Source organism: Veillonella montpellierensis DSM 17217, assembly GCF_000426745.1.
GTDB classification, from domain to species: domain Bacteria; phylum Bacillota; class Negativicutes; order Veillonellales; family Veillonellaceae; genus Veillonella; species Veillonella montpellierensis.
This window is the reverse complement of sequence record NZ_AUFY01000006.1, coordinates 53211-75240: the sequence shown is the minus strand read 5'-3', so window position 1 is coordinate 75240 and position 22030 is coordinate 53211. Positions and strand designations below refer to the sequence as shown.

Sequence of the window (22030 nt, the reverse complement as noted above, 5' to 3'; positions counted from 1 at the left end):
AATCAGGGTAAGTAGTAGAATTATATAGCTTTTATTACGATAGGATAAGAAATATGGGGAAAAAAGAAATTCGACGCACACAATTGTTACAGATATTAGAATCTACCGAACAACCTATTTCAGGAACCATATTAGCTGAACAGTTTAACGTAACACGTCAGATTATAGTAGGTGATATGGCGGCATTGCGTAGTCAGAGATATCCTATTGTGTCTACTGCTAGAGGCTATCAATTATTGCAAAATGTTAAATCGATGGTAAAACGGGAAATTGTATGTAAGCACGATGCTAGTGAAGTTTCCTTAGAGCTATCTACTATTGTTAAATTAGGTGGAATCGTACATGATGTAACAATTGAACATGATGTATATGGCTCTATACGAGTTTCTTTGTATTTACGATCGTTACAAGATGTAGAAAATTACTTAATCAAGCAAAAAGAATCCTATAGTGGACTATTATCTTCTTTAAGTGCAGGTATCCATATGCATACGATTGAGGCGGATAGTATAGAAACTATGGAAATGATTATAAAAAAGTTAGAAGAGCTGGGTATCATTTATCATTAAATATAATCTAGTGATAGCTTCTTTACATTATGTATAATTATAGCTCTTATCATAACATATAGTAGTATTGGTAATTATAGATTTTTTATAATATTAAAGCACTGATATATAATTTTATTATATATCAGTGCTTTTCTTATGTATGTATTGACTTTTCTTAGCTCTCGTATGTATACTAAAAACTATACATATGGTTACGTGTATAGTTTTTAGTATACATACGAGGAGAGATAGGAAGAATGATATTAGATACGTTAAACTCGATGAAAATTTGCAGATTTCATTATCGACTATTAGTATTGGCAGGTATTGGTTGGGCGTTTGATGCCATGGATACAGGGATTATTTCTTTTATCATCCCTATGCTTGTAAAAGAATGGCACATATCTAGTAGTGCAATAGGACTCTTAGGGAGTATTGGCCTATTTGGAATGGCGATTGGTGCTATTTTGGGAGGGACCTTAGCTGATCATTATGGTAGAACTAAGATTTTTACATGGTCAATGATTGTATATGGTGTAGCTACAGCTTTATCTGCCATAGCGCCTAATTATGAATTATTATTGTTTTTTAGATTGTTAGTCGGATTAGGATTGGGCGCAGAATTACCTGTTGCAGCTACATTACTTACAGAATATTCGCCACAAGCATATCGAGGACGTTTTATGGTAGCTCTAGAAAGTTTTTGGGCTGTTGGTTGGCTAGCTGCCGCATTAGTGGCGTATGCGATCATACCTATATATGGGTGGCGTTTTGGTTTGTTGGTAGGGGCTATACCAGCTTTGTATACAGGTATTATTAGAAGACATATACCAGAATCGCTTAGATATTTACTTAAAACAGGACAACTTTTAGAAGCTAATAAGGTTGTTCAATACTTAGAATCAGAGACTAAGCAACCTTTGGGAAGTGTTACTCATGATGATAGTCAGGTGTATACTAATTCGTTAGTGACTCATTTGAATGTAAAAGACTTATTAAATAGAGACTATCGAGTTCGTACTATTATGTTATGGCTTTTATGGTTTGGAATTATTTTTAGTTATTATGGCATATTCTTGTGGCTACCTACACTAGTATATCAGCAAGGATTTACAGTGGTAAAAACTTTTGAATACATTTTGCTAATGACATTGGCGCAATTGCCAGGATATTATTGTGCGGCCATGTTAGTAGATTGGCTCGGTAGACGATATACATTAGCAATTTTTTTACTAGGTAGTGGTATCGCTAGTTATTTTTTTGGTCATGCAGAAACAGAAACGATTTTGCTTATGTGGGGTGCTTTGATGTCATTCTTTAATTTAGGAGCTTGGGGTGTACTATATACATACACACCAGAATTATATCCCACTCGTATTAGAGGGCTTGGTTCAGGTTGGGCTGCAGGTATAGGTAGAATTGGTGGTATTATCGCACCATTATTAGTAGGCACATTATTGTCATATAAAATATCTGTAGACAGCATATTCTTTATGTTTGCAACTGTTTTTGTCATTATAGCAATTGTTGTAATATTATTAGGCATAGAAAAGAAAAATACGTCCTTAGAAGAATAATCATAGATGTATTTGATTGTATCTATGAATAGGTATGTGAATAGATACAATAATACATTTAGTGATTAGTAAACGTATAATTATAATATATAACAAAATTATCTTCTGTGATATTGTTATACAACATTTGTATCATGCATATGCAGTGGATTTGTAAATAAAATGAATGAATCATTTTATTAAGTGTTGAGTTTATACCATTTACATAACAATTGGTTTAACAGAGCTTATTTTATATCGAACTTTTAGCATACAGATGTATAATGCAGTTTATCGATTTTGGTAATAGCAATCGCATCATAGTCAATGAAAAATGAATTGCAAATAAGTAACACAATATATGAAAATCAGTGATATGTAATAAATTTATATTCCATACCTTGGTATGTATTAGTAGTGAGCATGAAAGTATTTAGCAAGGTTAGTAGTATTTTATTTAACACATACATACACAGCAATTTATTTAATAAATATTGCGACTCTTATAAAATCGTATATAATATATATATGTTAATATAGGAAAATAACCGCTATATAACAATGTTTTTTTAGTATTCGGCAGAGAAACGGCAAAAATTAATTAATTTAGTCAAAAATTCTTTGGATATCTTTTTTTGCGTTCTGTCTCATTTCATCAGAATAATGTATATATGTATTAATAACAGTAGTTACAGTATCACCGAGTAGTGCAGCTACTGTTTTAACGTCCATTCCACTCGCTAATAATTTAGTTGCGTAGGTATGTCTAAAATCATGTGGGGCATGGTTGTTGATGTATTTTTTTATGTGACCCCTTAAAGCGTTTGTGGATTTATATGGAATAATTCTATCTGTTGTGCATGTGCTTGTATATTCTGATAATATAACAGCTAATGATTTAGGAATTGGGATTGTTCTATAACTGTTTTTTGTTTTTAATGGTCCAATCCCATTTTTATTTTTACCTACTGTAACGAATTGTTTATTAATTGATATGGTCATTTCTTTATAGTCGATATCATCTTGTGTTAATGCGAATAACTCACCGATTCTAATTCCTGTGTATTGTAATATTTTTATGGCAACATAGATCTGATTAGATGTATTGACTGTATTGTAATATAGATCGAGTTCTTCATTTGTTATAACTCTGATAGGTTTATTTATTTTTTCTGAAGGCACTGCAGCTGTAACAGGATTTTTTGGCAACAAATTATATTCTTTTATAGCATGCGAGAAAATTCTTTTTAAAATGCTTACAATAAATTTTTTAGATGTGGTTGATGATGTAATATTTTTAAGTGTTGTATTAATGATAAGCGGAGTAATTTCAATTAATCGCAAGTTATAAATAGGTGATACATATTTAATTAAGTTTTGATAAGTTATTAATGAGTTGGCACGCAAGGTATCTTTTACATCATTAAAATATATCTTTGAAAATTCGAGGAATGTTATATTTGCTAGTTCTTCATTATTTGTTAGCAATAAATTTTCTTTTATTTCTTTAACAATAATATCTCCGTAGTCCTTGGCAGTTCGTTTAGTCAAAAATCCTTGCTTGCTTTTTTGTCGCCATCTGCCGTATCTATCTTTGTAGCTGACGATAACTTGCCAGTTTTTATCTTTTTGTCGTGTTGATATCGAATAGCTTGCCATTGTTGCTCCTTTTAGTAAAACATATGTTCTTATAAACGGTAAAAAATATATAGCCTGTTCGGCTAAAATTGTTTTAAATGAATAAAATTAATCGGCACTCCATATTCTGTAGATAATGATGTAAAGGTAACACATTTATTAAAGTTTATTTCATTGTCTGGAACAAGTAACTCAACAGCAAAGGTATTAGCTTCACGTTCTATCCTTCCGATATTAGCATAGGTATAATGATGTAAATAAGGGATATTTCTATCAGGATGTAAGAAGATGTGGCCAAGCTCGTGAGCAACAATAAACGGTATATATTCTTTGGGAGCTGATGAGTTTACGCAAATACAGCGGATACGGTTACTGTAAAAGCAATAACCACCTATGTTGCCCAATTCATTATAAATAACATGTATATCTAATTCTCTAGTCAGTTGAATTGGATCACGTGTATTATATTGAGCGACTAGTTTTTTTATTTTAGATTTAATCAATGATATAGATTTGGCATTCATTGAAATAGACCTCATTTAACAATTTAATAAGTACATGATAGACGATAGCTATATGTTATCGTCTATATTTTTTGGGTGTAAATTTCTCTTTAGCTTTTAATTTAGTGATACGTAACGATGATTCAAGCGAAGCACGCAGCAGCTCTCTAGTTTCATCGTCGATTTCTTCATCACCATTATAAAATGCTAATCCCGTTTCTGAATCTAAATCATTCATTAATCGTTCTAACCGCTTTTGAATGTCTAACTCATCACGATTTGATAGAGTAGGTTTGAATGGTTTTTCTTGTTTGTTATGTGTGGAATCTTCTATTAATTCTTGAAGTGTTATTCCTAGTATAGTTGCTATAGATTGTAATTTATCCATTCTTGGCATACGTGCTGCATTTAACCAGTGCGACACACTAGCATCACTAACTTTTAATGAGTTAGCTAAATCACGTTGACTTATATTATTTAGCCACATATAGTGCTTTAAATTTTTGGCAAATATTGCTTTATTAGTCATAAGATACCTCTTAATAAATTAGTTATATATTTTATAGTATCAGTATTTTTTTAGTTAGTAAATACTAAAAGTAAAATATTTTTACCATCTAAAAAAGTAAAATATTTTTACAAATTGTATTGATTTTTAACTTAAAGTATATTAAAATACATATAACAGAGGAGGTGATATAGTGAAAATTTCATTAAAAGCAGCAAGAATAAATGCTAATTTAACACAGGTTGATGTTGCATGTAAGTTAGGTAAAAGCAAACAAACACTGATTAATTGGGAGCTTGGGAAAAGTAAAATCGATAAAGGCAATTTAAAGTTGTTATCGGATATTTATAAAATTCCAATAGATAATATTTTTTTGCCTTAGTGTTTAACTTTAAGTTAAAAATAGAAGAGGTGAAATATGAAAATGACATATACATCAGAAGAAGTAATGAGCATTTTACATTGCTCAAAAAGTACTCTGATGAATTACAAAAATCGTGGAGTTTTGCAACCCATTAAGGGAGTAAAACCTATGTTGTATAGCGTTAGTACTGTACAAGCGTTTATTGATGGTGATGAAGAATATTCGCCGTTACAATATAACGCTTTAAAGAGAGAGTTTAAGCGTTTGCAAGAAGAGAACCGGCGTTTAAAAGCTAAGTTCTTGAAAGTGCAAAACGTAATCACAGTTGAGGTAGGTGATTTAATAGAAAACTTACCTTAATTACAAGATAGCACATAGAGAGGTGGTGGTGCTATGAAGAAAGTTGCACGGAGTGAATTTGATTCGGCACTCCGTTGCGTAGATAAGAATCAAAACAAAATAGCTGAGGATCTAAATGTAAGTATCCGAAGCTTGAGTAATTATTTAAGTGGTAAACAACAACCGCCTTGTGATGTAGTAGCACAAGCGGTAAAAGAGTATGGGCTGCATAGGTTAGCAGTAGCTCAATTATCAAGTTGTTGTCCGATTGGAAAATTGTATTTACCTGATATAGAGTTGGTAACTCTAGAAATGGCTGTATTGAAGTTTCAAACACAGTTAAACGGCATTAATGAAATAATGCACGAGTTGATACAAACTGCGTGCGGAAAGCCAAGTACAGACGAGGAAATAAACTTCATGCAATCAAAAATAAAAGAGTTAACCGGTGCATGTATTGTTGTAAATGTATCTTTAGAAAGGAGAAAACATGAGATACGCACAGAGAACGATAACCATGCGTAAAGCTCCATGGTATAGGGTTTTACGGTGGGATAGAGTAGCCATAATATGTGCTGTAGTAGGTAGCATATCTATAGGGGTATATCAAATGATACCTACAGAACAGCCAACTACAACATATGAATATGTAGTGCAACCAGGGGATACCTTGTGGAGTATCGCCTATAAAAATGTAGGCGAACAAAAAGATGTTCGCCGAGAAATATACGATATCAAATTTGACAACAATATCAACGAACATGTGCGAGATATACATCCCGGTGATGTTCTGATATTAAAAAAGCCTATCAACTAACCGCGACATTAGTTAATAGGCAAACAAAACTGTTCGTTTTTATTTTAACACATGGAGGCAATTATGCAATTAACAATTGAATTTAATGAATTAAGCGAATTAAAAGAACAACTAGAAAAATGGAATGAAGTATTCCAAGAAAAACCATGTTGTAAATGTAAATCAGTAGCAGAAGAAACTGAAGATACTGCCACAACAAAAAGAAAAAGAAGAGCAAAAACAGAAGAAAAGCCAAAAGTAGAAGAAAAACCAACTGAAGAGGTTAAAGCTGCACCTGTAGCCGAGGAAGTTCCTACAGCTGAGGAAATTCCTGTAGTTGATTTTACAGAAGAAAAACAGCAAGAAAAAGTGGATGCACCAGCTGAAGAAATCGACGTTACCCCATTTGACCCTAAAGCGTTTTGGGTCGAGTTATTAACGTGGATGGGCAAAGATGGCCAACGTGCGACAAATGCGTTGAAAATCTTTAGAGCTCATGGCATAGAAAAACCATCATCAAGTCAATTGACTGATGATATTGTAAATGAATTAAAAGCTTTGATGGCTGCATAAAAGGAGTAAGAGAGAATGGCAAAATATGCACAATACGAAAGAGTATTAGATGAAGTAACACCTCAGATAGAGGTGTTACAAAAGGCAATTGAATTAGATCCTACAAACACAATTGAATATCAAAGGGCTATCGATTTTTGCCAAACCAATATTGCTGTAACGTCGGCGATTATACAAGCTATAAAGCTTGTTAATAAAGAAGAGAATAAAGAAAAGCAAAAAGAGGCGAAAAAAAAGAAAAAAGCTCCTGAAGTTAAGACAGAAGACAATACAGAAGATGACGCATTAAGCTTGTTCGGTGGCGAATAAGTAGGAGGTAATTATGGCTGGAGAGTGGCTAGCATGGACAAGCATTCGCAAAATGTTTGATTCCATCATTTTAGAACCGGATTATACTTGCAATTACACAACTATATACCATTTTGATTGTGGACACACATTCGGTGGAGCGTGGAAGAAAAAATATCATAGTTATAGTGGATATTCTACTGAATCAAAATATTATAATTGTCCAGAATGTGGAACGCATTCTAATCCATGGAAAGATAAGATACATATATCACGCAATCCCGATGAGATATATCCTATCTCAATGGAGATAAAAGTAATCAATTATAAAAATTTTTTAGATTTGAGAGTTGATTATCGAGGCATTCAGCTTTTTACTGATGGAACAAGAAGTAAAGAACGAGGATACACGGAACAACTTCGATTTGATTTTAAAAAGAAAAGTGCATTTTTAATTGATAGAAATAGAATGCACCATAAAATAACACCACGTTATTTTAATGAAGCGGAGAGCGTGTTACCTGTACTTAAATATATAGGTACTTCATATGCAGTGTGCGGAAACAGAAAAACAGAATTAAACAAGATATTTAAAACTTTACGGCTTACATTTGAATGTAGGTTAAAAGAAACATATGGATTTTCTGTTAAAAAGATATATATACCACCTAAGATTTGTGAGTATGGCGGATATCACAATACTATGTTAGCGAATATGGCACTTAAAATATCAGCTCCTGATATGCCACCAATTACAGAAATATCTAAAAGTACAAAATGGTGGAGTGGGGATCGTAGCTATCGAAAAATAGTAGTTAATATCGACGATACAGTTCTTGATGAAACAAAAAAAGGTGTTGGATTTATCGACGCATTAATTAAAAGTTTTAATGCACCTAATTCGAAAGCCTTGCGTAAAGCAATGGCAACAGATGTCATGGTAGTTACTACAGCTAATATTTTAAATTTGTTTAATGATGAGAATGTTAGACGTAGGCTATTATCACATAATACAAAGGAAACAGGGTATTACAGAATAACAACACGAACTATTTGCGAATCAATGAGAGTTGAAAATCAACTCATTCGTGATATGTGGTTGCAGCTAATCAAGCGACATGGTGAAAGTACAATTTTAAATTATTTGTTATCGAATGATAGGCATGATATTAGGGACGTTTCTATCATGTATGAAAAGTTGAATAAAGAATATCGTAAATCGGTATGGGATAGAAAATGCAAATTGAAAGAATTTCATGATTTAATCGTGAAAATCTATAACCAACAAGAATATGGAGATGTAAATTTACCAGCTATACCAGCATTAAATAAAGATGTGAACGGTATGCATTTTATAGTGCCAAAAACCGCTGCAGATTTAATGACGGTAGGCAAACAATTAAAAAATTGTGTTGGTTCATATAAAGATAGAGTATTAAGGGGGTATACAGCCATTGTTGTTGTAACCAATGAAAACATGAAACCTATTGCATGTTTAGAGTTAGAAAGATGTGATGGTACATTTTCAAAATTAGTACAAGCTAAATTATTCGCGAATAAACGTGTAGCAAAAGATGAGTGCATTAATGCCACTGTCTTGAAGTGGGCAGACCAATTGAAAATTACACCTACTACTATTGATGTTACAGCCCGAGCTAGTTAAGAGAGGTACGTTATGAAACTGAAAAAATTAAATATAAAAAACTTCAAAGGGATCAAAAAAAATACATTCGAATTTAATGGAGATAATGTTGTTATTCGTGGCGATAATGCAACGGGAAAGACGACTGTATTCGATAGCATGTGCTGGTTATTGTTTGGCAAAGATAGTCTAGATAGAGCTGACTTTGAAATAAAGACAATAGAAAACGGAACTCCAGTTCATAAAGTTAATCATGAAGTAGAGGGAGAATTTATCAATGATGATGGTACATCTTTCACATTAAGACGTGTATATCGTGAGAAATATAGTAATCCTAGAGGGGGAGAAGTAAAGCTCACGGGGCATACTACAGATTATTTTATTGATGAAGTACCAGTGAAAGAAAAAGAATATAAAGCGTACATCAACAACATTATCAATGAAGATGTATTCAAGTTAATTACAAATCCGCTCTATTTTAACGAGCAGTATAGCTGGCAAAATAGGCGTAAGTTACTACTTGAAATGTGCGGAAATGTAGATGATGAAAGCGTTATTCATTGTCATGGAGAATTGAGAAAGTTAGCATCAATTCTAAATGGTCGTACTGTTGAAGAATATAAAAAAATCGTTGCATCTAAAAAAGCAGCCATCAACAAAGAATTGGATATGATACCAGTTCGGATTGATGAAGCAATTGAAAATAAGCCTGAGATAGTAACTAATAAAGAAGTATTAAAAGAAAATATCGAAACGCTTAATAATGACATTAAAAAGCTTGAAGAAGAGAAAGCGTTATTAAGTAATGGATTGAGCGCAGTAGAGAATCAGCTAAAAATTAAAGATATACAACAAAAAAGCGAGGCAAGAAAAGCCGAGATACTTTCTATGTATCGTATGGATAAAAAACGCTTGCAGAGCGAATATAAGTTGTTGTTGAAAGAGGTAAAGTCGTTACAAGAAGAATGGCAAAAGCTTATAAATCAAAGCTATGATGTAGAACAAAACATCAAGCGTGAAGACGAACACAGTAAGGCTCTACAAGATGAATTTAATGAGTTAAACACCAAACAATTTGATGGCATAATTTGTCCGACATGTGGCCAACTATATCCGAGTGATCAACGTGAAGCATTAGAACAGCAATTTAATAAACAAAAGGCTGATAACCTTGATAAATTGCAAAGCTTAATAAATCGAGCTGTTGAAAGTAAAAAAACATATAGCGAAGAACAGGAACTACTTGCTGTTAAAGTTGATAGTTTAACAAATCAATTAACAGATAAAGAGAATGCATGTAAAGCAAGCAAAGAAATGTTTGAATCGTTACAAGAGCCTGATGTAAATAGTGATGATGAATATGCCCGCTTGCAAGGTGAATTATTCTTACTTGAATCGTCAAGCAATGAAGATAATGAAGAAGAAATTGAGAGGAAAAGTGCTGAAATTTGTACATTAAAAGCAAAACTGGATATATTCGAACATGAGTTAAATAAATACAAGCTAGTTGATGATATCGATAAAAGAATCGCAGAGCTTGAACACAAGCAAGAGCAACTCGCAAATGATAAGAATGAGCTGGATGAAGCTATGTTCTTGATGGATGAGTTTATAAAAGCAAAGGTCGATATGCTAGAGCAGTCGATTAATAGTCATTTTAAATATGCACGATTTAAGATGTTCAACGTATTAGTGAATGGCAACATTGATGAGTGCTGCGAAACGACATATAAAGATGTGCCATATCGGAGCATGAATAATGCAGCACGTATCAATGTGGGGCTAGATATTATCAATGCATTAACCAATTATTACAAAGTAACTGCACCGGTATTTATTGATAATGCTGAAGCGGTAACTGAATTTATTGATGTGAATAGTCAAACGATAGAGCTTATCGTTGATGTAACTTGTAAAACATTAAAAATAGCGTAGGAGGAATACAAATGGCAAACGAAGTGGCAACAAGAAATAGTAATTTACCAGGTTTTCAATCAGCAGAGGGATTTGAATTATTACAACGGCAAGCAAAGATGTTTACCCATTCAACGCTTGTGCCTCCGCAGTTTCAAGGAGAACAGAATTTAGGTAATACAATTATTGCATTAGAAATGGCACAGAGAATGGAAGCAAGTCCACTAATGGTAATGCAGAATTTATATGTTGTGCATGGAAACCCAGGGTGGTCGTCAAAATTCTTGATTGCTACATTCAATCAATGTGGGCGATTTGAAGCAATTAAATATAGACCCACTGGAACAAAAGGGACAGATAGTCAAGGTATTATTGCTTACACAAAAGAAAAAGGCAGTGATGAGATTATAGCAGGTCCCGAAGTAACCATTGCTCTTGCAAAACAAGAAGGCTGGTACGAAAAGAAAGGGTCAAAATGGAAAACAATGCCTGACCAAATGTTGCGATATCGTGCAGCTGCATGGTTGATTAGAACAACTGCACCCGAGATTTCAATGGGATTACAAACTACTGATGAAATTATTGATGTAGAGGGCAAAGTAAGTGATGTCATTGATGATGTAGCCACCACTATTGAGCATAATGCTAATAGCGAAGTAATTGATGTACCTATTAAAGATGAACCTACATTTGTTGATAGTGAAACGGGTGAAATTCTAAATACAGAAAAGATGTTTAGTAATGATTAATATTGAAGCGTTCGGTAGCAGTTCAAAAGGTAACTGCTATCGAATTAAATCAAGCGTAAATGGTGATGAATTGTTGTTAGATGTAGGTTTACCTTTTAAAGATGTTCAACGAGCTTGTAGGTACAATTTCATTAATTTATTAGGTGCTGTAGTAACACATCAACATGGAGACCATTCAAAGGCGGTGGTTGATATGTTGAAGTTGGGACATAAGATATACATGTTACGAGATACAGCACAAGCATTACATGTGCTTGATGAACGTACATGGATTGAAATAATGCCGAAACAGTCGATAAAAATAGGCGTATTTACTGTGTTACCGTTCGAATTAGAACATGATGTGCCTAATGTCGGATATTTAATAACTGATGGAGAGGAAAAACTCTTATATATTACTGATACATATTATTGTAAATACACATTTAAAGGTGTACATCACATTCTAGTTGAGTGTAACCATTCTTATGAAATATTAAACAAAAAAGTGACGGATGGTGTATTGCTTAAACATAGAATGGAACGGTTAATTCAATCACATTTTGCGTTAGAGAATGTAATTAAATTTCTACAATCTATGGATTTAACTGTATGCAAATCAATTCATTTGATTCATTTATCAAATGAAAATTCGAATGAGAAAGAGTTTAAACAAGCTGTACAGGTGGCAACCGGTAAGCTGGTAATCGTACATAAAGAAAAGGAGCAATGATGGCAAAGGATACATATTATTTTAGCCACGATGTTAATGCCAGTAATGACCCTAAAATCATTGTTATGAAAGAATTGTGCGGTGTTATATCGTATGCCTGGTGGTGGATCTTAATTGAGCAATTAGCAGCACAAGAAGAATACAAACTTCCTATGGATAAAATTACCTTTACTGGACTCGGAATAGCATTTGGAATGAAGCAAAATGAAGCAATTGCTTCAAGCAACGAAGCAAAATTAAGCACCGCGAACCAAGCTGAAGCATATGTGAATTTGCTTATTAATGAGTGTGAACTGCTTGAAACAGATGGTGAATTTTTTTGGTCGCCATCACTACTTAGACGAAATTTGCTTCGTAAAAAAAAGCAAGAAGAAATATCTAAGAAACGCAGTGAGGCTGGGCGTTTAGGCGGTCTTAAGAGTGGCAAAGCTCGAAGCAAAACGAAGCAATTGCTTGAAGCAAACGAAGCAAACGAAGCAAACGAAGCTATAAGAAAGGAAAGGAAAGGAAAGAATATATATTCATATTCATATGAAGAAGACGCCCGCGAAAAAGAAATGCCAAATGATCCATATAAAAACGTATTTAAAATTTACATGAATGATGTTGGTGAAATCTCACCAATTACAAAAGAGAAGTTAGAATACTTAGTTGATGATTTTGGTGAAGATGAAGTCATTACAGCGATTAGTAAAGCTAGTAAAGAGGGAAAAGCAAGTACTGCATACATTACAGCGATTTTAAATAACAAAATAAGAGAGGAGGCAGCAAATGGAGCAGCTAAACGTAACAGCAGAAATAGAACGAATACGAAAGATGAGCCAGTTGACTGGCAAGCCGAATATGAAAGAGTGCACGGCAAACAATGAATTCTTTTATCCTGTGTATGATGAACCCATCATTATGCAATTGAATACAAATGCTAATTATTCAGCTGTTGGCATACCAAAGCGATATTATGACATGAGTTTTGAATGGTTGCGTAAGCATGGTAAATTCCCAAAAGAAAATGCGGGAGCATATGCAGTTGTTAAGCAGTATACAGACAATTTAGAAAAGAATATTAGTGCCGGTAAAGGCCTCATTTTAAGAGGTCCAGCCGGTACTGGTAAAACATCTATAGCGGTTAGTGTGCTGAAGAAAGTGATTGCATTACGAAAAGGCTGCATGATGATTTCGATGCCAAGCTTGCTAGACACTATGCTGACATTGTCAAAAGGCGATAGAGTAGCATTTCTACAATATGAGCAAAAGCTTAGAAGCATACCGTTATTGCTGTTAGATGACTTCGGAGCGGAATATTTAAAGTCGGATTGGGTTAATAACAAAGTAGAAAGCGTTATTATTGACCGCTGCCACGCAATGAAAGCGGTTATATTGACAACAAACTACAATGAGGATCAGACGAAAAAGCATTATAGTGAACGAGTGATTGATAGATTAAGAGGAAGTGATTATGAAGAAGCCGTATTTTTAGGTCCGTCACATCGATAGAAAAATATTTGAAAATGCAAAATGCTTAAATTTAAGCTGTAAGGGCGGTAAAAATAATGTAATGTATATTTTATTAAGAAATACAAAAACCGAGCAAATAGGTATGAAATTTTTAGTTTTTTAAGTATGTATAACAAAAAGAAAGGGTCATGAAAATATGACTGATGAAATAATGAGCATTACATTAGATTGTCAATATCCGACGTTGAACGAGTATATCAACGTTGAAAGATATAATCGGTATAGTGCGAATAGTCAGAAACAAAAGTATACAAATATCACTAAAATGTTGGCAAAACATTGTAATAAAGTTACTGAAAAAGCGGATATGCTGTTTGAGTGGCACGTAGCGACAAAACATGATCATGACAATATAGCGTTTGCAAAAAAGTTTATTCTTGACGGGTTTAAACAAGCAGGAGTGATTAAAGATGATAAGCAAGCGTACATCGGACATTTATATGATGAATTTTACAAAGATACACGGTCATATGTAATTGTTCATGTTTTAAAACATCAAAGTAATGGAAGATTGAAAGGGTGATAATGATGAATGAGATAGAGTTAAGAAAAGAGATTTTACAAAGATTGTACGGTAAATGTTATAGATACATTACAAAAGATTCATGGGGGCAAACACATGCTCACACGAGAAAACCAAGAAAGTTAGAAATGGGATGGAATAGTAATAACGATGAAATAAATTTATTTTTATTCAATGATTTATTTGAAGATGTAACATTTGAAGACAAAGAGCCACTCTGCATTATCGAGTGGTCAACGATACCAAAAGATACCAAAGTTTTAGTATCGAACAATGGCGAGAAATGGGAACGGCGATACTTCAAAGAGTATCAAGAAAATTCAGAAAAACCATTTATTGTATATCTTTGCGGTGCAACATCATGGTCAGCAACTGGCGAACATGTTATGTATTGTAAACATTGCAAGCTAGCAGAAAGCGAGGAAGAACAATGAGAGCATATATGATAAAAAAAGCATGTAAATTGATGAACAATTATTATGTGCGACATAGAATGGATTGGATAACGTTATACGAATGGCTACATGGAGATGACGAACATGCAAAGAAAGTGTCATAGGTGCGGTAAATTATTTACACCGGGAAGTGCTGATAAAATTTGTAATCAGTGCATATATGAAATACAACATGGACAACTAATGTGCGATAAACACACAGATAGAAAAGTAATCACAAATTATGAGAAAAAAGAGGAAAAACTAACTAAAAAATACAAGAAAATATGCGTTATTTGTTGTAACGAATTTTCTACAAATAGAAAAGATAAAAAGACGTGTGGCGTTGCTTGTGCACATGAATATAACAAAAAAATAAGCGAGAAATATATAATAAGAAAGGGACTAATCGATAAGTGGCAGAGTTATCAAAAGAGGAAAAAAGACGATTAACAAGAGAACATATTACCAGAATTAATGATTACTACATTGAAGAAATGGCATTAAAACAACAATTAAATTTATTAATTGAAAGAATGGGTCCGGCAGAGCTACCGAGTGGTAATTCTGATAGAATTTCTAAAAATAGCGATCTAGATATCATGCAGCAATTCAAGCAGCTGACAAAATTAAAAGATGAAATTGAAAATCTAAAAGAGAAAGCTGTTGAGTGCGAGCTTACTGTAATTAGAGAAATATACAATATCAATGAGCCTAAGTACCGGGCGATACTCATTGAAAGATATATGAACAGAAGAGATATATACGCAATATCAGTGGTATATAGAGAGTTAGGTATGCAAAATAACTCAACGAATTATATTAAGAGAGTACTTAGAAGAGCTGAAGAATTGTTTTATGAAAAAAATTTAAAAAATAGGGGGTGCACCTAACGTGACTATAACTATTCAGTGTTGGAGCGGGTTCATGAGGGGTGGGGTGTACCTAAATGCACCTAATGTTACACTAAGTGTTCAAAAAATACACTAAGTGCACCTAAAATGCTATTGATTGCACCCCCTTGACAGTGATATGATGTATATGTCGAAGAAAGGCAATAAACAATCTTCATGTGTGCACTATCTCTCTTAACAGCATAATTACCAAAGAACAAAAAAGCATCTCTATAGTGGGGTGCTTTTTTTGTATGCAAAATATAGAAAGGAGAAAAAAGTATGAAAGTTGTACAAATTTCAACGGATGCATTAATTCCTTATGATAACAATCCACGTAACAATACAGAAGCAGTAGAATATGTAGCTAATTCAATTAAAGAGTTTGGCTTTAAAGTACCTATTGTAGTAGATAGTAATAACATTGTCATTTGTGGTCATACTAGATTACTTGCTGCTAAACAATTAAACATGAAAGAAGTTCCATGTATTATTGCAGATGATCTTACAGATGAACAGATTAAGGCGTTTAGATTGGCAGACAACAAAGTCGGTGAAATTGCTACCTGGGATTTAAGTGTTTTAGTTGATGAGCTAAAAGATATTAATTTTATCGACATGGAAGAGTTCGGCTTTTTAAATGCAGACGAGTTAAGAACAGATTTCTTTGATGAAGAAGAAACAAATCAAGATAAAGACGATAAATCAATACAAAAAGATAATGGAAAAGTCATTAAGGTTATATGTGATGATAGAAATTATCAACAGCTTATCGACTATTTAGACGCCAATTTATTTGTGTATGAGGTGTAATATGGATAGTTTTATTGTTTGCAACGTAACGATAGAGGGCTTTCATTACTGGGAAAATGCACCTGTTATATATGGGTATTTAAGAAATAATCATAGACATATGTTTAATATTGAATTACATATCCCGGTTAGAGAGCTTGACCGTGAAATTGAGTTTATTGAGGAACAACGTATTATTAAAGAGCGTATTTTAGCGAAGTTTGGAGATCGTTTAGGTTATGCACAATTTGAAGGCATGTCATGTGAACATATTGCAAAATGGCTTATGGAGGAATATCCAACGGCAACCTACTGCAAAGTAATTGAAGATACAAACGGAGGGGCTATTCTTGTTCGGAAACAACATCAAAATCCATTTTGCTGGCTCGGATAATGTCCTTAATAGTATCGTTGGGTTAAAGTTGGCAGATGTGAATTATCGTTTATATACTTGTTATCCATTTATTGTCAATAAAAAAATAACCGACGATTTTACATTAAAATCTAATGCTCCGCTGATGAGAAAAGACTTGCAATTTAAGCATGTAATTCAGGATAGTGGCTTATTTACTTTGATGTTTGGTGCTGCAAAAGATAAACGACTTACATATGATGATTTAGTTGACTGGCAAGATAAATTGATTAAGTTTACTAATAGCAATGATTTACAGCAGACATGCGTTGAAGTAGATTGTCAAAAGGTTTTATCTCCGGAAGATGCGTGGAAACTGCGGTACAGGATGCGTGATAAGTTAAAGAATAGACAAATTAACGTATTTCACAAAGAGGATGGCCGCAAAGGATTAGACCGTTTAATTGAATTTGCTGATTATATTGCTATTAGTGTTCCTGAGTTGCGTATCACTAACCGCAAATCATTTAGAGAAGATACGCATAGGCTTGCATGGTACATCAAGAATAAAAAGCCTGAGATTGATATTCACTTATTAGGCTGCACAGACATTAAAATGTTAAAGCAGAATAGGTTTTGCACATCAGCGGATAGTACATCATGGCTAGCACCTTTGCAGTTTGGTATTAACCGAACATCAAAAGGGAATATGCATATCAACTATCACAATAAAGAAATTAAACAACAATATATGGAACAAGCTCGGCTGTTTGGGGTAAAAGAAAAGTCGTTACCTAGAACGGCCGATTGTGCTATATCGGCATTATTAAATAAATTAGACTATCAAAGTGTAGCAGGTAGTCAAGATTAGGAGGAAGTAAATGTATTATGTATCAAAACGAATGGAGATTGCAGGTAGCCATAAACTAAATTTAGACTATGAAAGCAAATGCCAAAACCTACATGGCCACAACTGGATAGTAACTGTATTTATGAAAAGCGAAAAACTAAACCACAACGGAATGATTATGGACTTCACTCATATTAAACGTTCTATTCATGATAGATTGGACCATGCTCATATTAATGATGTAGTAGTGGATATTAACCCTACAGCTGAAAACATGGCTAAATGGATATGTGATCAACTAGGTGAGTGCTGCTATAAAGTGTCGGTACAAGAGAGCGAGGGGAATATTGCAATATATGAACGTGATTGAAATATTTAACAGTATTGAGGGAGAGGGCATTCGAGCTGGTGAATTGTGTACATTTATTCGACTAGCAGAATGCAATTTGCGTTGCTCGTATTGTGATACTCAATACAGCTTTACTGGCGGCAAAAAAATGACTATTGGAGAAATTGTAAAAATTGTCGATAGGTATGGCAATTACAATGTAACAATTACAGGCGGAGAGCCATTATTGCACGATATATCAGCATTACTTGATAAGTTGTCTAATTACTATATCAACATAGAGACTAATGGCAGTATTGATCCAATTCCAAAATATAAAAAGTATAACAATGTTATGTTTACAGTGGATTATAAATGCCCCTCGTCAGGGCAAGAAAAATTTATGAAAAATGGGGCGGCATTACAACAATTAAGACGTCATGATGTAATTAAATTTGTTGTAGGAAGTTTAGAAGATTTAAATCGTATGCGGCAATTAATACAAGAAAATAAGTTTAGGGCTCAAATTTATGTGTCACCGGTATTTGGAAAAATTGAACCCAGAGATATTGTTGATTACATGAAGACGTATAATTTACAAGGGGTTAAATTACAGTTACAGATACATAAATTTATTTGGCCGCCTGATATGAAAGGGGTGTAACTATATAATGAACGAAACTATGATTAGAAAAGGCATTAACCTTCTTTTACAGGGGTTTGGTGAAAATTTAGCACGTGAAGGTATTTCAGAAACACCTAGCCGTGCCACTAAAATGTACATTGAACTATTAGAGGGCATGAATTATACAAATAAAGAAATTGCTGAAAAGTTCGGCAAATCGTTTAAAGTTGATACTACTCAAATGGTTGTAGTCAAAGACATTGAAGCGTTTTCTATGTGTGAACATCACCTCGCGTTAATGTATGATATGAATATTGCAGTAGGCTATATTCCTAATGGCAAAGTAATTGGATTGTCTAAAATACCTCGCATTGCTGAAATGTGTTGTAAGCGATTACAACTGCAAGAAAAAATTGGCGAAGATATCGCTGAAGTTATCTCTATTGCTACAGGTAGTGAAGATGTAATTGTTCACATCACAGCGAAGCATAGCTGCGTTACAGCCCGAGGTATTAAATCAAGAAATTCAAATACAGTTACAATTACCAAAAAAGGTATTTTTAAAGAAAGTTATGATATAACAAGAGAATTTATAAATAATGTTCAATAGTAATTATTGAATGCAGAGGGGGTGAGGTTTTAGAATGTGAAGAATTATGAAGCAGCCGAGAAAGATTATAAAAAGTTTATCACGTATAAAGAGATAGCTAAGAAATACGGCGTATCAATCGAAACGGTTAAATCTTGGCGTAAGCGGCATGGCTGGAAACGCTCTAAAACTAAACCAAAACCAAAGAAAAAAATAGGAGCTCCTTTTGGTAATAACAATGCATTAGGCAATAAAGGCGGGCCACCGATTGGAAGTCAAAATGCATTAAAACATGGCTTATTTGCTAAATATTTGCCGCTTGATATGATTAGCGTAATTGAAGAAATTGAAACAATATCCCCTATAGAAATTCTATGGGGGAATATTTGTATTAAGTATGCTGCGATTATACGGGCACAAAAAATAATGTTCATTGAAAATGAAAGTGCAGACAAACAGATTGAAAGCGTTACTCAAACAGTTGAAGAAAGCGACAAATTTGGCAACACTAAACGAATTGAAAAGCATGTAGATACAATAACTGCGGATATTCGTATGGAGAAGTTTCTTAAAGCACAATCAAGAGCAATGGATACACTTACTAAGATGATTAAGCAGTATGACGAATTATGCAGAAGTGAATTAGCAACCGAAGAGCAAAAAGCACGCATTGATAAACTTAAAAATGAAGTTACTGTTATTAAGCAACAAAACGAACATAATAAAATGCTCGTTCCTATTATTGTAGGCGGTGATTTGATTGAAGACTGATCGCGAGAAAATATATCTACCTGACATAGTAGGTAAGGGATATGGGGCATTTTGGAGATTTAAAGGCCGCTATAAAGTTGTTAAAGGCAGTCGTGCAAGCAAGAAATCATCAACTCAATCATTGAAAGTTATTACTGAAATTATTGAAAATCCAAACATAAACTGGTTAGTAGTCCGAAAAGTTGAACGCACATTACGTGATAGTTGTTATGCACAATTAAAATGGGCTATCCATCGATTGAAAGCGGATGACTTTTTTAAGTGCAGCACGTCGCCGTTGGAAATTACATATAAACACACAGGACAAAAAATATTGTTCCGTGGTCTTGATGATCCACTAAAAGTAACCTCTATTACAGTAGATGTAGGGAGTCTGTGTAGACTGTGGATAGAGGAAGCTTATGAGGTTATGAGTGAGGAAGCATTTGATAGATTAGACGAATCAATTCGTGGCCAGCTACCTGAGGGAATGTATCACCAAGTAGTACTCACTTTCAATCCTTGGTCTGATAGGCACTGGCTTAAAAAACGATTTTTTGACGAGCCTAGTAATAATGTACTGGCGATGACAACAAATTATATGTGCAATGAATTTTTATCCAGTTCTGATTTGGTACTTTTTGAAGAAATGAAAAAGAATCCTCGTCGCTATAGAACTGCTGGGCTTGGTGAGTGGGGTATCGTTGAAGGGCTAGTTTTTGAGAATTGGGAAGAAAAGGTATTTGATGTACATGAAATATCAATAAGATCAAATGTGAAATCCGCATTCGGAATGGACTTTGGGTTAATTATTAAGCCTCCTTATACAGTGATGTATATTGAAAATCTAGTGAACTTGTAAATACAAGGTGTGCGTATAAATACGTGCTAACGGTGAAAATCTAAATATTATTGGATATACAAAAGACCCTAAATAATATATAATAATCATGAGGTGATGTACATGATTATTTATAGAATTAAAAATTTAATAAACGGTAAAGTCTATATAGGACAGACAGTTCGCACTTTAGATGAAAGGATGAAGGAGCATTTAAAAAAGAGCTCTATTAGCCCTGTTGGTAAAGATATAAACAGTAATGGATTAGAAAACTTTGAAATTAGTGTTGTTGAAGTTTGTAAAACACAATCAGAATTAGACGAAGCAGAAAAATATTGGATAAAAAAAGAAAATTGCTTAATTCCTTATGGATACAACCAATGTGAAGGCGGCTTTTTAAATACAACAGGATACCATCATACAGATGAAGCTAAGTCTAAAATGAGTAATACAAAAAAAAATAATTATCAAGGTAAGGGAAATCCATTCTTTGGCAAACATCATTCAGAAGAGCAACGTTTGAAGTGGAGCGTGTCGAGAAAAGGCATGAAACATGTGAGTAGTGAAAAAATACAAAACATCAGAAATTCTCATTATACTTGCAAGGTTTTATGTGTTGAGACTAATGAAATTTTTAATTCAATAAAAGAAGCAAGCGATAAATATGGATTAAAAGCAACCCATATAACAAGAGTTTGCAAAGGGAAAAGAAAAAGGACTGGTGGTTATCACTGGAAATATATCGATAATACATGACAATACCGTGCTAAGCTCAAAAAGGATTACAAGTTTGTAATCCTTTTTTTGAAAGTGTAACGACTATTCCGTAAGGAAGTAGGGATGATGTGAAACTCCTCATCCCGAAGTGCTAGACACCTCGTGCTACGAGGTGAAGAGATAGTCTACTCCCTAAAGCAAATATCTGGAAACAGAGGGTATATAGGATGTAAACGACCCTAGTACATTATTTTGTGGACTGGTTGATACTGTAGCCCGTGAAATATATGTATTTGATGAGATGTATGAAAAGGGTATGAGTAATGAAGATATCCTTAATAAAGTAATAGAGATGGGCTATGCAAAAGAACGGATTAAGGCAGATAACGCTGAACCTAAAACGATTGCGTATTTACGTAAGGCTGGACTTAGTAGAATTAGGGCAGCAAAAAAAGGACCTGACTCAATTCGTGCTGGCATTGCTATTATTCAAGACTATAAAATTATTATTCACCCTAGGTGCGTTAATTTTATTACAGAGATTAGCAATTATACGTGGGATAAAGACAAGTTCGATAATACGATAAATAAACCGATTGATGATTTTAACCATTTGATGGATGCCATGAGGTATGCTATGGAAGAATTTGATGGGCGAAAAGGTGTTCGTATATTGAAATAAGGAAGG

General features: G+C 33.7%; 30 protein-coding genes and 1 pseudogene. 28 read left to right on the top strand and 3 right to left on the bottom strand.

Features of this window, described 5'->3' with window-relative positions; all coding sequences use genetic code 11:
* Window positions 1-53 precede the first annotated feature (53 nt).
* Both K357_RS0102825 and K357_RS0102820 read left to right on the top strand, forming a co-directional pair.
* Entirely contained in the window at window positions 54-569 is a 516-nt protein-coding gene (locus K357_RS0102825; protein WP_028257363.1) for a transcription repressor NadR, read from the top strand.
* Between the two features lie 239 nt (window positions 570-808).
* Window positions 809-2128 (top strand): MFS transporter, encoded by a 1320-nt coding sequence (locus K357_RS0102820; protein ID WP_028257362.1) that lies wholly within the window; start codon window positions 809-811, stop codon window positions 2126-2128.
* A gap of 585 nt (window positions 2129-2713) precedes the next feature.
* On the opposite strand, the gene K357_RS0102815 is transcribed toward K357_RS0102820, so the two are convergent.
* The 3 genes from K357_RS0102815 to K357_RS0102805 all read right to left on the bottom strand — a co-directional run bounded on the left by K357_RS0102815 (window position 2714) and on the right by K357_RS0102805 (window position 4777).
* Window positions 2714-3766, bottom strand: a complete 1053-nt coding sequence (locus K357_RS0102815) for a site-specific integrase (RefSeq protein WP_028257361.1) — start codon at window positions 3764-3766, stop codon at window positions 2714-2716.
* Window positions 3767-3828: 62 nt separating this feature from the next.
* On the bottom strand, window positions 3829-4269 hold the full coding sequence (locus K357_RS0102810; protein WP_038113455.1) for an ImmA/IrrE family metallo-endopeptidase: 441 nt from the start codon (window positions 4267-4269) through the stop codon (window positions 3829-3831).
* A gap of 55 nt (window positions 4270-4324) precedes the next feature.
* The gene (locus K357_RS0102805) at window positions 4325-4777 is read right to left on the bottom strand and encodes a helix-turn-helix domain-containing protein (protein ID WP_051212023.1); all 453 of its coding nucleotides are present in this window, start codon (window positions 4775-4777) and stop codon (window positions 4325-4327) included.
* Between the two features lie 172 nt (window positions 4778-4949).
* On the opposite strand from K357_RS0102805, the gene K357_RS0102800 reads away from it, so the two are divergent.
* The 26 genes and pseudogenes from K357_RS0102800 to K357_RS0102670 form a co-directional block, all read left to right on the top strand.
* Complete coding sequence (locus tag K357_RS0102800; RefSeq protein ID WP_081658386.1) at window positions 4950-5138, top strand: helix-turn-helix transcriptional regulator; 189 nt, start codon at window positions 4950-4952, stop codon at window positions 5136-5138.
* A 36-nt stretch (window positions 5139-5174) separates the two neighbouring features.
* Window positions 5175-5480, top strand: coding sequence for a helix-turn-helix domain-containing protein (locus tag K357_RS0102795; protein WP_028257357.1), 306 nt, complete (start codon window positions 5175-5177; stop codon window positions 5478-5480).
* A gap of 33 nt (window positions 5481-5513) precedes the next feature.
* The gene (locus K357_RS0102790) at window positions 5514-5984 is read left to right on the top strand and encodes a helix-turn-helix domain-containing protein (protein ID WP_028257356.1); all 471 of its coding nucleotides are present in this window, start codon (window positions 5514-5516) and stop codon (window positions 5982-5984) included.
* An 85-nt stretch (window positions 5985-6069) separates the two neighbouring features.
* Window positions 6070-6276, top strand: a complete 207-nt coding sequence (locus K357_RS09765) for a LysM peptidoglycan-binding domain-containing protein (RefSeq protein ID WP_162138910.1) — start codon at window positions 6070-6072, stop codon at window positions 6274-6276.
* Between the two features lie 63 nt (window positions 6277-6339).
* The gene (locus K357_RS09320) at window positions 6340-6828 is read left to right on the top strand and encodes a hypothetical protein (RefSeq protein ID WP_028257355.1); all 489 of its coding nucleotides are present in this window, start codon (window positions 6340-6342) and stop codon (window positions 6826-6828) included.
* A 15-nt stretch (window positions 6829-6843) separates the two neighbouring features.
* Window positions 6844-7137 carry a hypothetical protein gene (locus K357_RS0102775; protein WP_028257354.1) on the top strand — a complete coding sequence of 98 codons (294 nt, stop codon included), beginning with the start codon at window positions 6844-6846 and terminating at the stop codon, window positions 7135-7137.
* A gap of 13 nt (window positions 7138-7150) precedes the next feature.
* Entirely contained in the window at window positions 7151-8779 is a 1629-nt protein-coding gene (locus K357_RS0102770) for a PcfJ domain-containing protein (protein WP_038113450.1), read from the top strand.
* 12 nt (window positions 8780-8791) lie between these two features.
* Window positions 8792-10693, top strand: coding sequence for an AAA family ATPase (locus K357_RS0102765; RefSeq protein WP_028257352.1), 1902 nt, complete (start codon window positions 8792-8794; stop codon window positions 10691-10693).
* 11 nt (window positions 10694-10704) lie between these two features.
* Window positions 10705-11421 carry a hypothetical protein gene (locus tag K357_RS08640; RefSeq protein WP_051212021.1) on the top strand — a complete coding sequence of 239 codons (717 nt, stop codon included), beginning with the start codon at window positions 10705-10707 and terminating at the stop codon, window positions 11419-11421.
* Window positions 11414-12133 carry an MBL fold metallo-hydrolase gene (locus tag K357_RS0102755; RefSeq protein ID WP_028257351.1) on the top strand — a complete coding sequence of 240 codons (720 nt, stop codon included), beginning with the start codon at window positions 11414-11416 and terminating at the stop codon, window positions 12131-12133. The genes K357_RS08640 and K357_RS0102755 overlap by 8 nt, the downstream gene beginning before the upstream one ends.
* On the top strand, window positions 12133-13002 hold the full coding sequence (locus tag K357_RS0102750) for a Lin1244/Lin1753 domain-containing protein (RefSeq protein WP_028257350.1): 870 nt from the start codon (window positions 12133-12135) through the stop codon (window positions 13000-13002). The genes K357_RS0102755 and K357_RS0102750 overlap by 1 nt, the downstream gene beginning before the upstream one ends.
* Window positions 12905-13627 carry an ATP-binding protein gene (locus K357_RS0102745; protein ID WP_244869366.1) on the top strand — a complete coding sequence of 241 codons (723 nt, stop codon included), beginning with the start codon at window positions 12905-12907 and terminating at the stop codon, window positions 13625-13627. The genes K357_RS0102750 and K357_RS0102745 overlap by 98 nt, the downstream gene beginning before the upstream one ends.
* A gap of 157 nt (window positions 13628-13784) precedes the next feature.
* Window positions 13785-14171 carry a RusA family crossover junction endodeoxyribonuclease gene (locus tag K357_RS08635; protein WP_051212018.1) on the top strand — a complete coding sequence of 129 codons (387 nt, stop codon included), beginning with the start codon at window positions 13785-13787 and terminating at the stop codon, window positions 14169-14171.
* Window positions 14172-14176: 5 nt separating this feature from the next.
* The gene (locus tag K357_RS0102735; protein WP_028257348.1) at window positions 14177-14605 is read left to right on the top strand and encodes a hypothetical protein; all 429 of its coding nucleotides are present in this window, start codon (window positions 14177-14179) and stop codon (window positions 14603-14605) included.
* 105 nt (window positions 14606-14710) lie between these two features.
* Complete coding sequence (locus K357_RS0102725; protein WP_028257347.1) at window positions 14711-15058, top strand: hypothetical protein; 348 nt, start codon at window positions 14711-14713, stop codon at window positions 15056-15058.
* The gene (locus K357_RS0102720; protein ID WP_028257346.1) at window positions 15022-15498 is read left to right on the top strand and encodes a hypothetical protein; all 477 of its coding nucleotides are present in this window, start codon (window positions 15022-15024) and stop codon (window positions 15496-15498) included. The genes K357_RS0102725 and K357_RS0102720 overlap by 37 nt, the downstream gene beginning before the upstream one ends.
* Window positions 15499-15780: 282 nt before the next feature.
* Window positions 15781-16311 carry a ParB N-terminal domain-containing protein gene (locus K357_RS08630; RefSeq protein WP_071838028.1) on the top strand — a complete coding sequence of 177 codons (531 nt, stop codon included), beginning with the start codon at window positions 15781-15783 and terminating at the stop codon, window positions 16309-16311.
* Between the two features lies 1 nt (window position 16312).
* Window positions 16313-16684, top strand: coding sequence for a hypothetical protein (locus K357_RS0102710; protein WP_028257345.1), 372 nt, complete (start codon window positions 16313-16315; stop codon window positions 16682-16684).
* Complete coding sequence (locus K357_RS0102705) at window positions 16641-17513, top strand: hypothetical protein (protein ID WP_162138909.1); 873 nt, start codon at window positions 16641-16643, stop codon at window positions 17511-17513. The genes K357_RS0102710 and K357_RS0102705 overlap by 44 nt, the downstream gene beginning before the upstream one ends.
* A 10-nt stretch (window positions 17514-17523) precedes the next feature.
* A complete protein-coding gene (gene queD, locus K357_RS0102700; RefSeq protein WP_028257343.1) occupies window positions 17524-17862 on the top strand; it encodes a 6-carboxytetrahydropterin synthase QueD in 339 nt (112 codons plus the stop codon).
* Window positions 17849-18484, top strand: coding sequence for a radical SAM protein (locus tag K357_RS0102695; protein WP_038113447.1), 636 nt, complete (start codon window positions 17849-17851; stop codon window positions 18482-18484). Before queD ends, K357_RS0102695 begins: the two co-directional genes overlap by 14 nt.
* Window positions 18485-18491: 7 nt before the next feature.
* On the top strand, window positions 18492-19055 hold the full coding sequence (folE, locus tag K357_RS0102690; RefSeq protein ID WP_028257341.1) for a GTP cyclohydrolase I: 564 nt from the start codon (window positions 18492-18494) through the stop codon (window positions 19053-19055).
* 36 nt (window positions 19056-19091) lie between these two features.
* The gene (terS, locus tag K357_RS09760) at window positions 19092-19805 is read left to right on the top strand and encodes a phage terminase small subunit (RefSeq protein ID WP_028257340.1); all 714 of its coding nucleotides are present in this window, start codon (window positions 19092-19094) and stop codon (window positions 19803-19805) included.
* Window positions 19795-20646 (top strand): PBSX family phage terminase large subunit, encoded by an 852-nt coding sequence (locus K357_RS08625; RefSeq protein WP_081658383.1) that lies wholly within the window; start codon window positions 19795-19797, stop codon window positions 20644-20646. Before terS ends, K357_RS08625 begins: the two co-directional genes overlap by 11 nt.
* Window positions 20647-20748: 102 nt before the next feature.
* Window positions 20749-21381 carry a GIY-YIG nuclease family protein gene (locus tag K357_RS0102675; RefSeq protein WP_028257339.1) on the top strand — a complete coding sequence of 211 codons (633 nt, stop codon included), beginning with the start codon at window positions 20749-20751 and terminating at the stop codon, window positions 21379-21381.
* Between the two features lie 205 nt (window positions 21382-21586).
* Window positions 21587-22024: pseudogene (locus K357_RS0102670) on the top strand (terminase large subunit); the annotation flags it as partial.
* Between the last annotated feature and the right edge of the window lie 6 nt (window positions 22025-22030).

Excerpts from the sequence above, each read along its gene's own strand:
- K357_RS0102735 (WP_028257348.1), top strand. The coding sequence starts at position 14,177 with ATGAATGAGATAGAGTTAAGAAAAGAGATTTTACAAAGATTGTACGGT.
- K357_RS0102820 (WP_028257362.1), top strand. The coding sequence starts at position 809 with ATGATATTAGATACGTTAAACTCGATGAAAATTTGCAGATTTCATTAT.
- K357_RS09765 (WP_162138910.1), top strand. The coding sequence starts at position 6,070 with ATGATACCTACAGAACAGCCAACTACAACATATGAATATGTAGTGCAA.
- K357_RS0102810 (WP_038113455.1), bottom strand. The coding sequence starts at position 4,269 with ATGAATGCCAAATCTATATCATTGATTAAATCTAAAATAAAAAAACTA.
- K357_RS0102695 (WP_038113447.1), top strand. The coding sequence starts at position 17,849 with ATGAACGTGATTGAAATATTTAACAGTATTGAGGGAGAGGGCATTCGA.
- K357_RS0102745 (WP_244869366.1), top strand. The coding sequence starts at position 12,905 with ATGGAGCAGCTAAACGTAACAGCAGAAATAGAACGAATACGAAAGATG.
- K357_RS09320 (WP_028257355.1), top strand. The coding sequence starts at position 6,340 with ATGCAATTAACAATTGAATTTAATGAATTAAGCGAATTAAAAGAACAA.
- K357_RS0102675 (WP_028257339.1), top strand. The coding sequence starts at position 20,749 with ATGATTATTTATAGAATTAAAAATTTAATAAACGGTAAAGTCTATATA.
- K357_RS08635 (WP_051212018.1), top strand. The coding sequence starts at position 13,785 with ATGACTGATGAAATAATGAGCATTACATTAGATTGTCAATATCCGACG.
- K357_RS0102815 (WP_028257361.1), bottom strand. The coding sequence starts at position 3,766 with ATGGCAAGCTATTCGATATCAACACGACAAAAAGATAAAAACTGGCAA.
- K357_RS0102795 (WP_028257357.1), top strand. The coding sequence starts at position 5,175 with ATGAAAATGACATATACATCAGAAGAAGTAATGAGCATTTTACATTGC.
- K357_RS0102765 (WP_028257352.1), top strand. The coding sequence starts at position 8,792 with ATGAAACTGAAAAAATTAAATATAAAAAACTTCAAAGGGATCAAAAAA.
- K357_RS0102725 (WP_028257347.1), top strand. The coding sequence starts at position 14,711 with ATGCAAAGAAAGTGTCATAGGTGCGGTAAATTATTTACACCGGGAAGT.
- K357_RS0102825 (WP_028257363.1), top strand. The coding sequence starts at position 54 with ATGGGGAAAAAAGAAATTCGACGCACACAATTGTTACAGATATTAGAA.
- K357_RS0102805 (WP_051212023.1), bottom strand. The coding sequence starts at position 4,777 with ATGACTAATAAAGCAATATTTGCCAAAAATTTAAAGCACTATATGTGG.
- folE (WP_028257341.1), top strand. The coding sequence starts at position 18,492 with ATGAACGAAACTATGATTAGAAAAGGCATTAACCTTCTTTTACAGGGG.
- K357_RS08630 (WP_071838028.1), top strand. The coding sequence starts at position 15,781 with ATGAAAGTTGTACAAATTTCAACGGATGCATTAATTCCTTATGATAAC.
- K357_RS0102770 (WP_038113450.1), top strand. The coding sequence starts at position 7,151 with ATGGCTGGAGAGTGGCTAGCATGGACAAGCATTCGCAAAATGTTTGAT.
- K357_RS08640 (WP_051212021.1), top strand. The coding sequence starts at position 10,705 with ATGGCAAACGAAGTGGCAACAAGAAATAGTAATTTACCAGGTTTTCAA.
- K357_RS0102790 (WP_028257356.1), top strand. The coding sequence starts at position 5,514 with ATGAAGAAAGTTGCACGGAGTGAATTTGATTCGGCACTCCGTTGCGTA.
- K357_RS0102775 (WP_028257354.1), top strand. The coding sequence starts at position 6,844 with ATGGCAAAATATGCACAATACGAAAGAGTATTAGATGAAGTAACACCT.
- K357_RS0102755 (WP_028257351.1), top strand. The coding sequence starts at position 11,414 with ATGATTAATATTGAAGCGTTCGGTAGCAGTTCAAAAGGTAACTGCTAT.
- K357_RS0102710 (WP_028257345.1), top strand. The coding sequence starts at position 16,313 with ATGGATAGTTTTATTGTTTGCAACGTAACGATAGAGGGCTTTCATTAC.
- queD (WP_028257343.1), top strand. The coding sequence starts at position 17,524 with ATGTATTATGTATCAAAACGAATGGAGATTGCAGGTAGCCATAAACTA.
- K357_RS0102750 (WP_028257350.1), top strand. The coding sequence starts at position 12,133 with ATGGCAAAGGATACATATTATTTTAGCCACGATGTTAATGCCAGTAAT.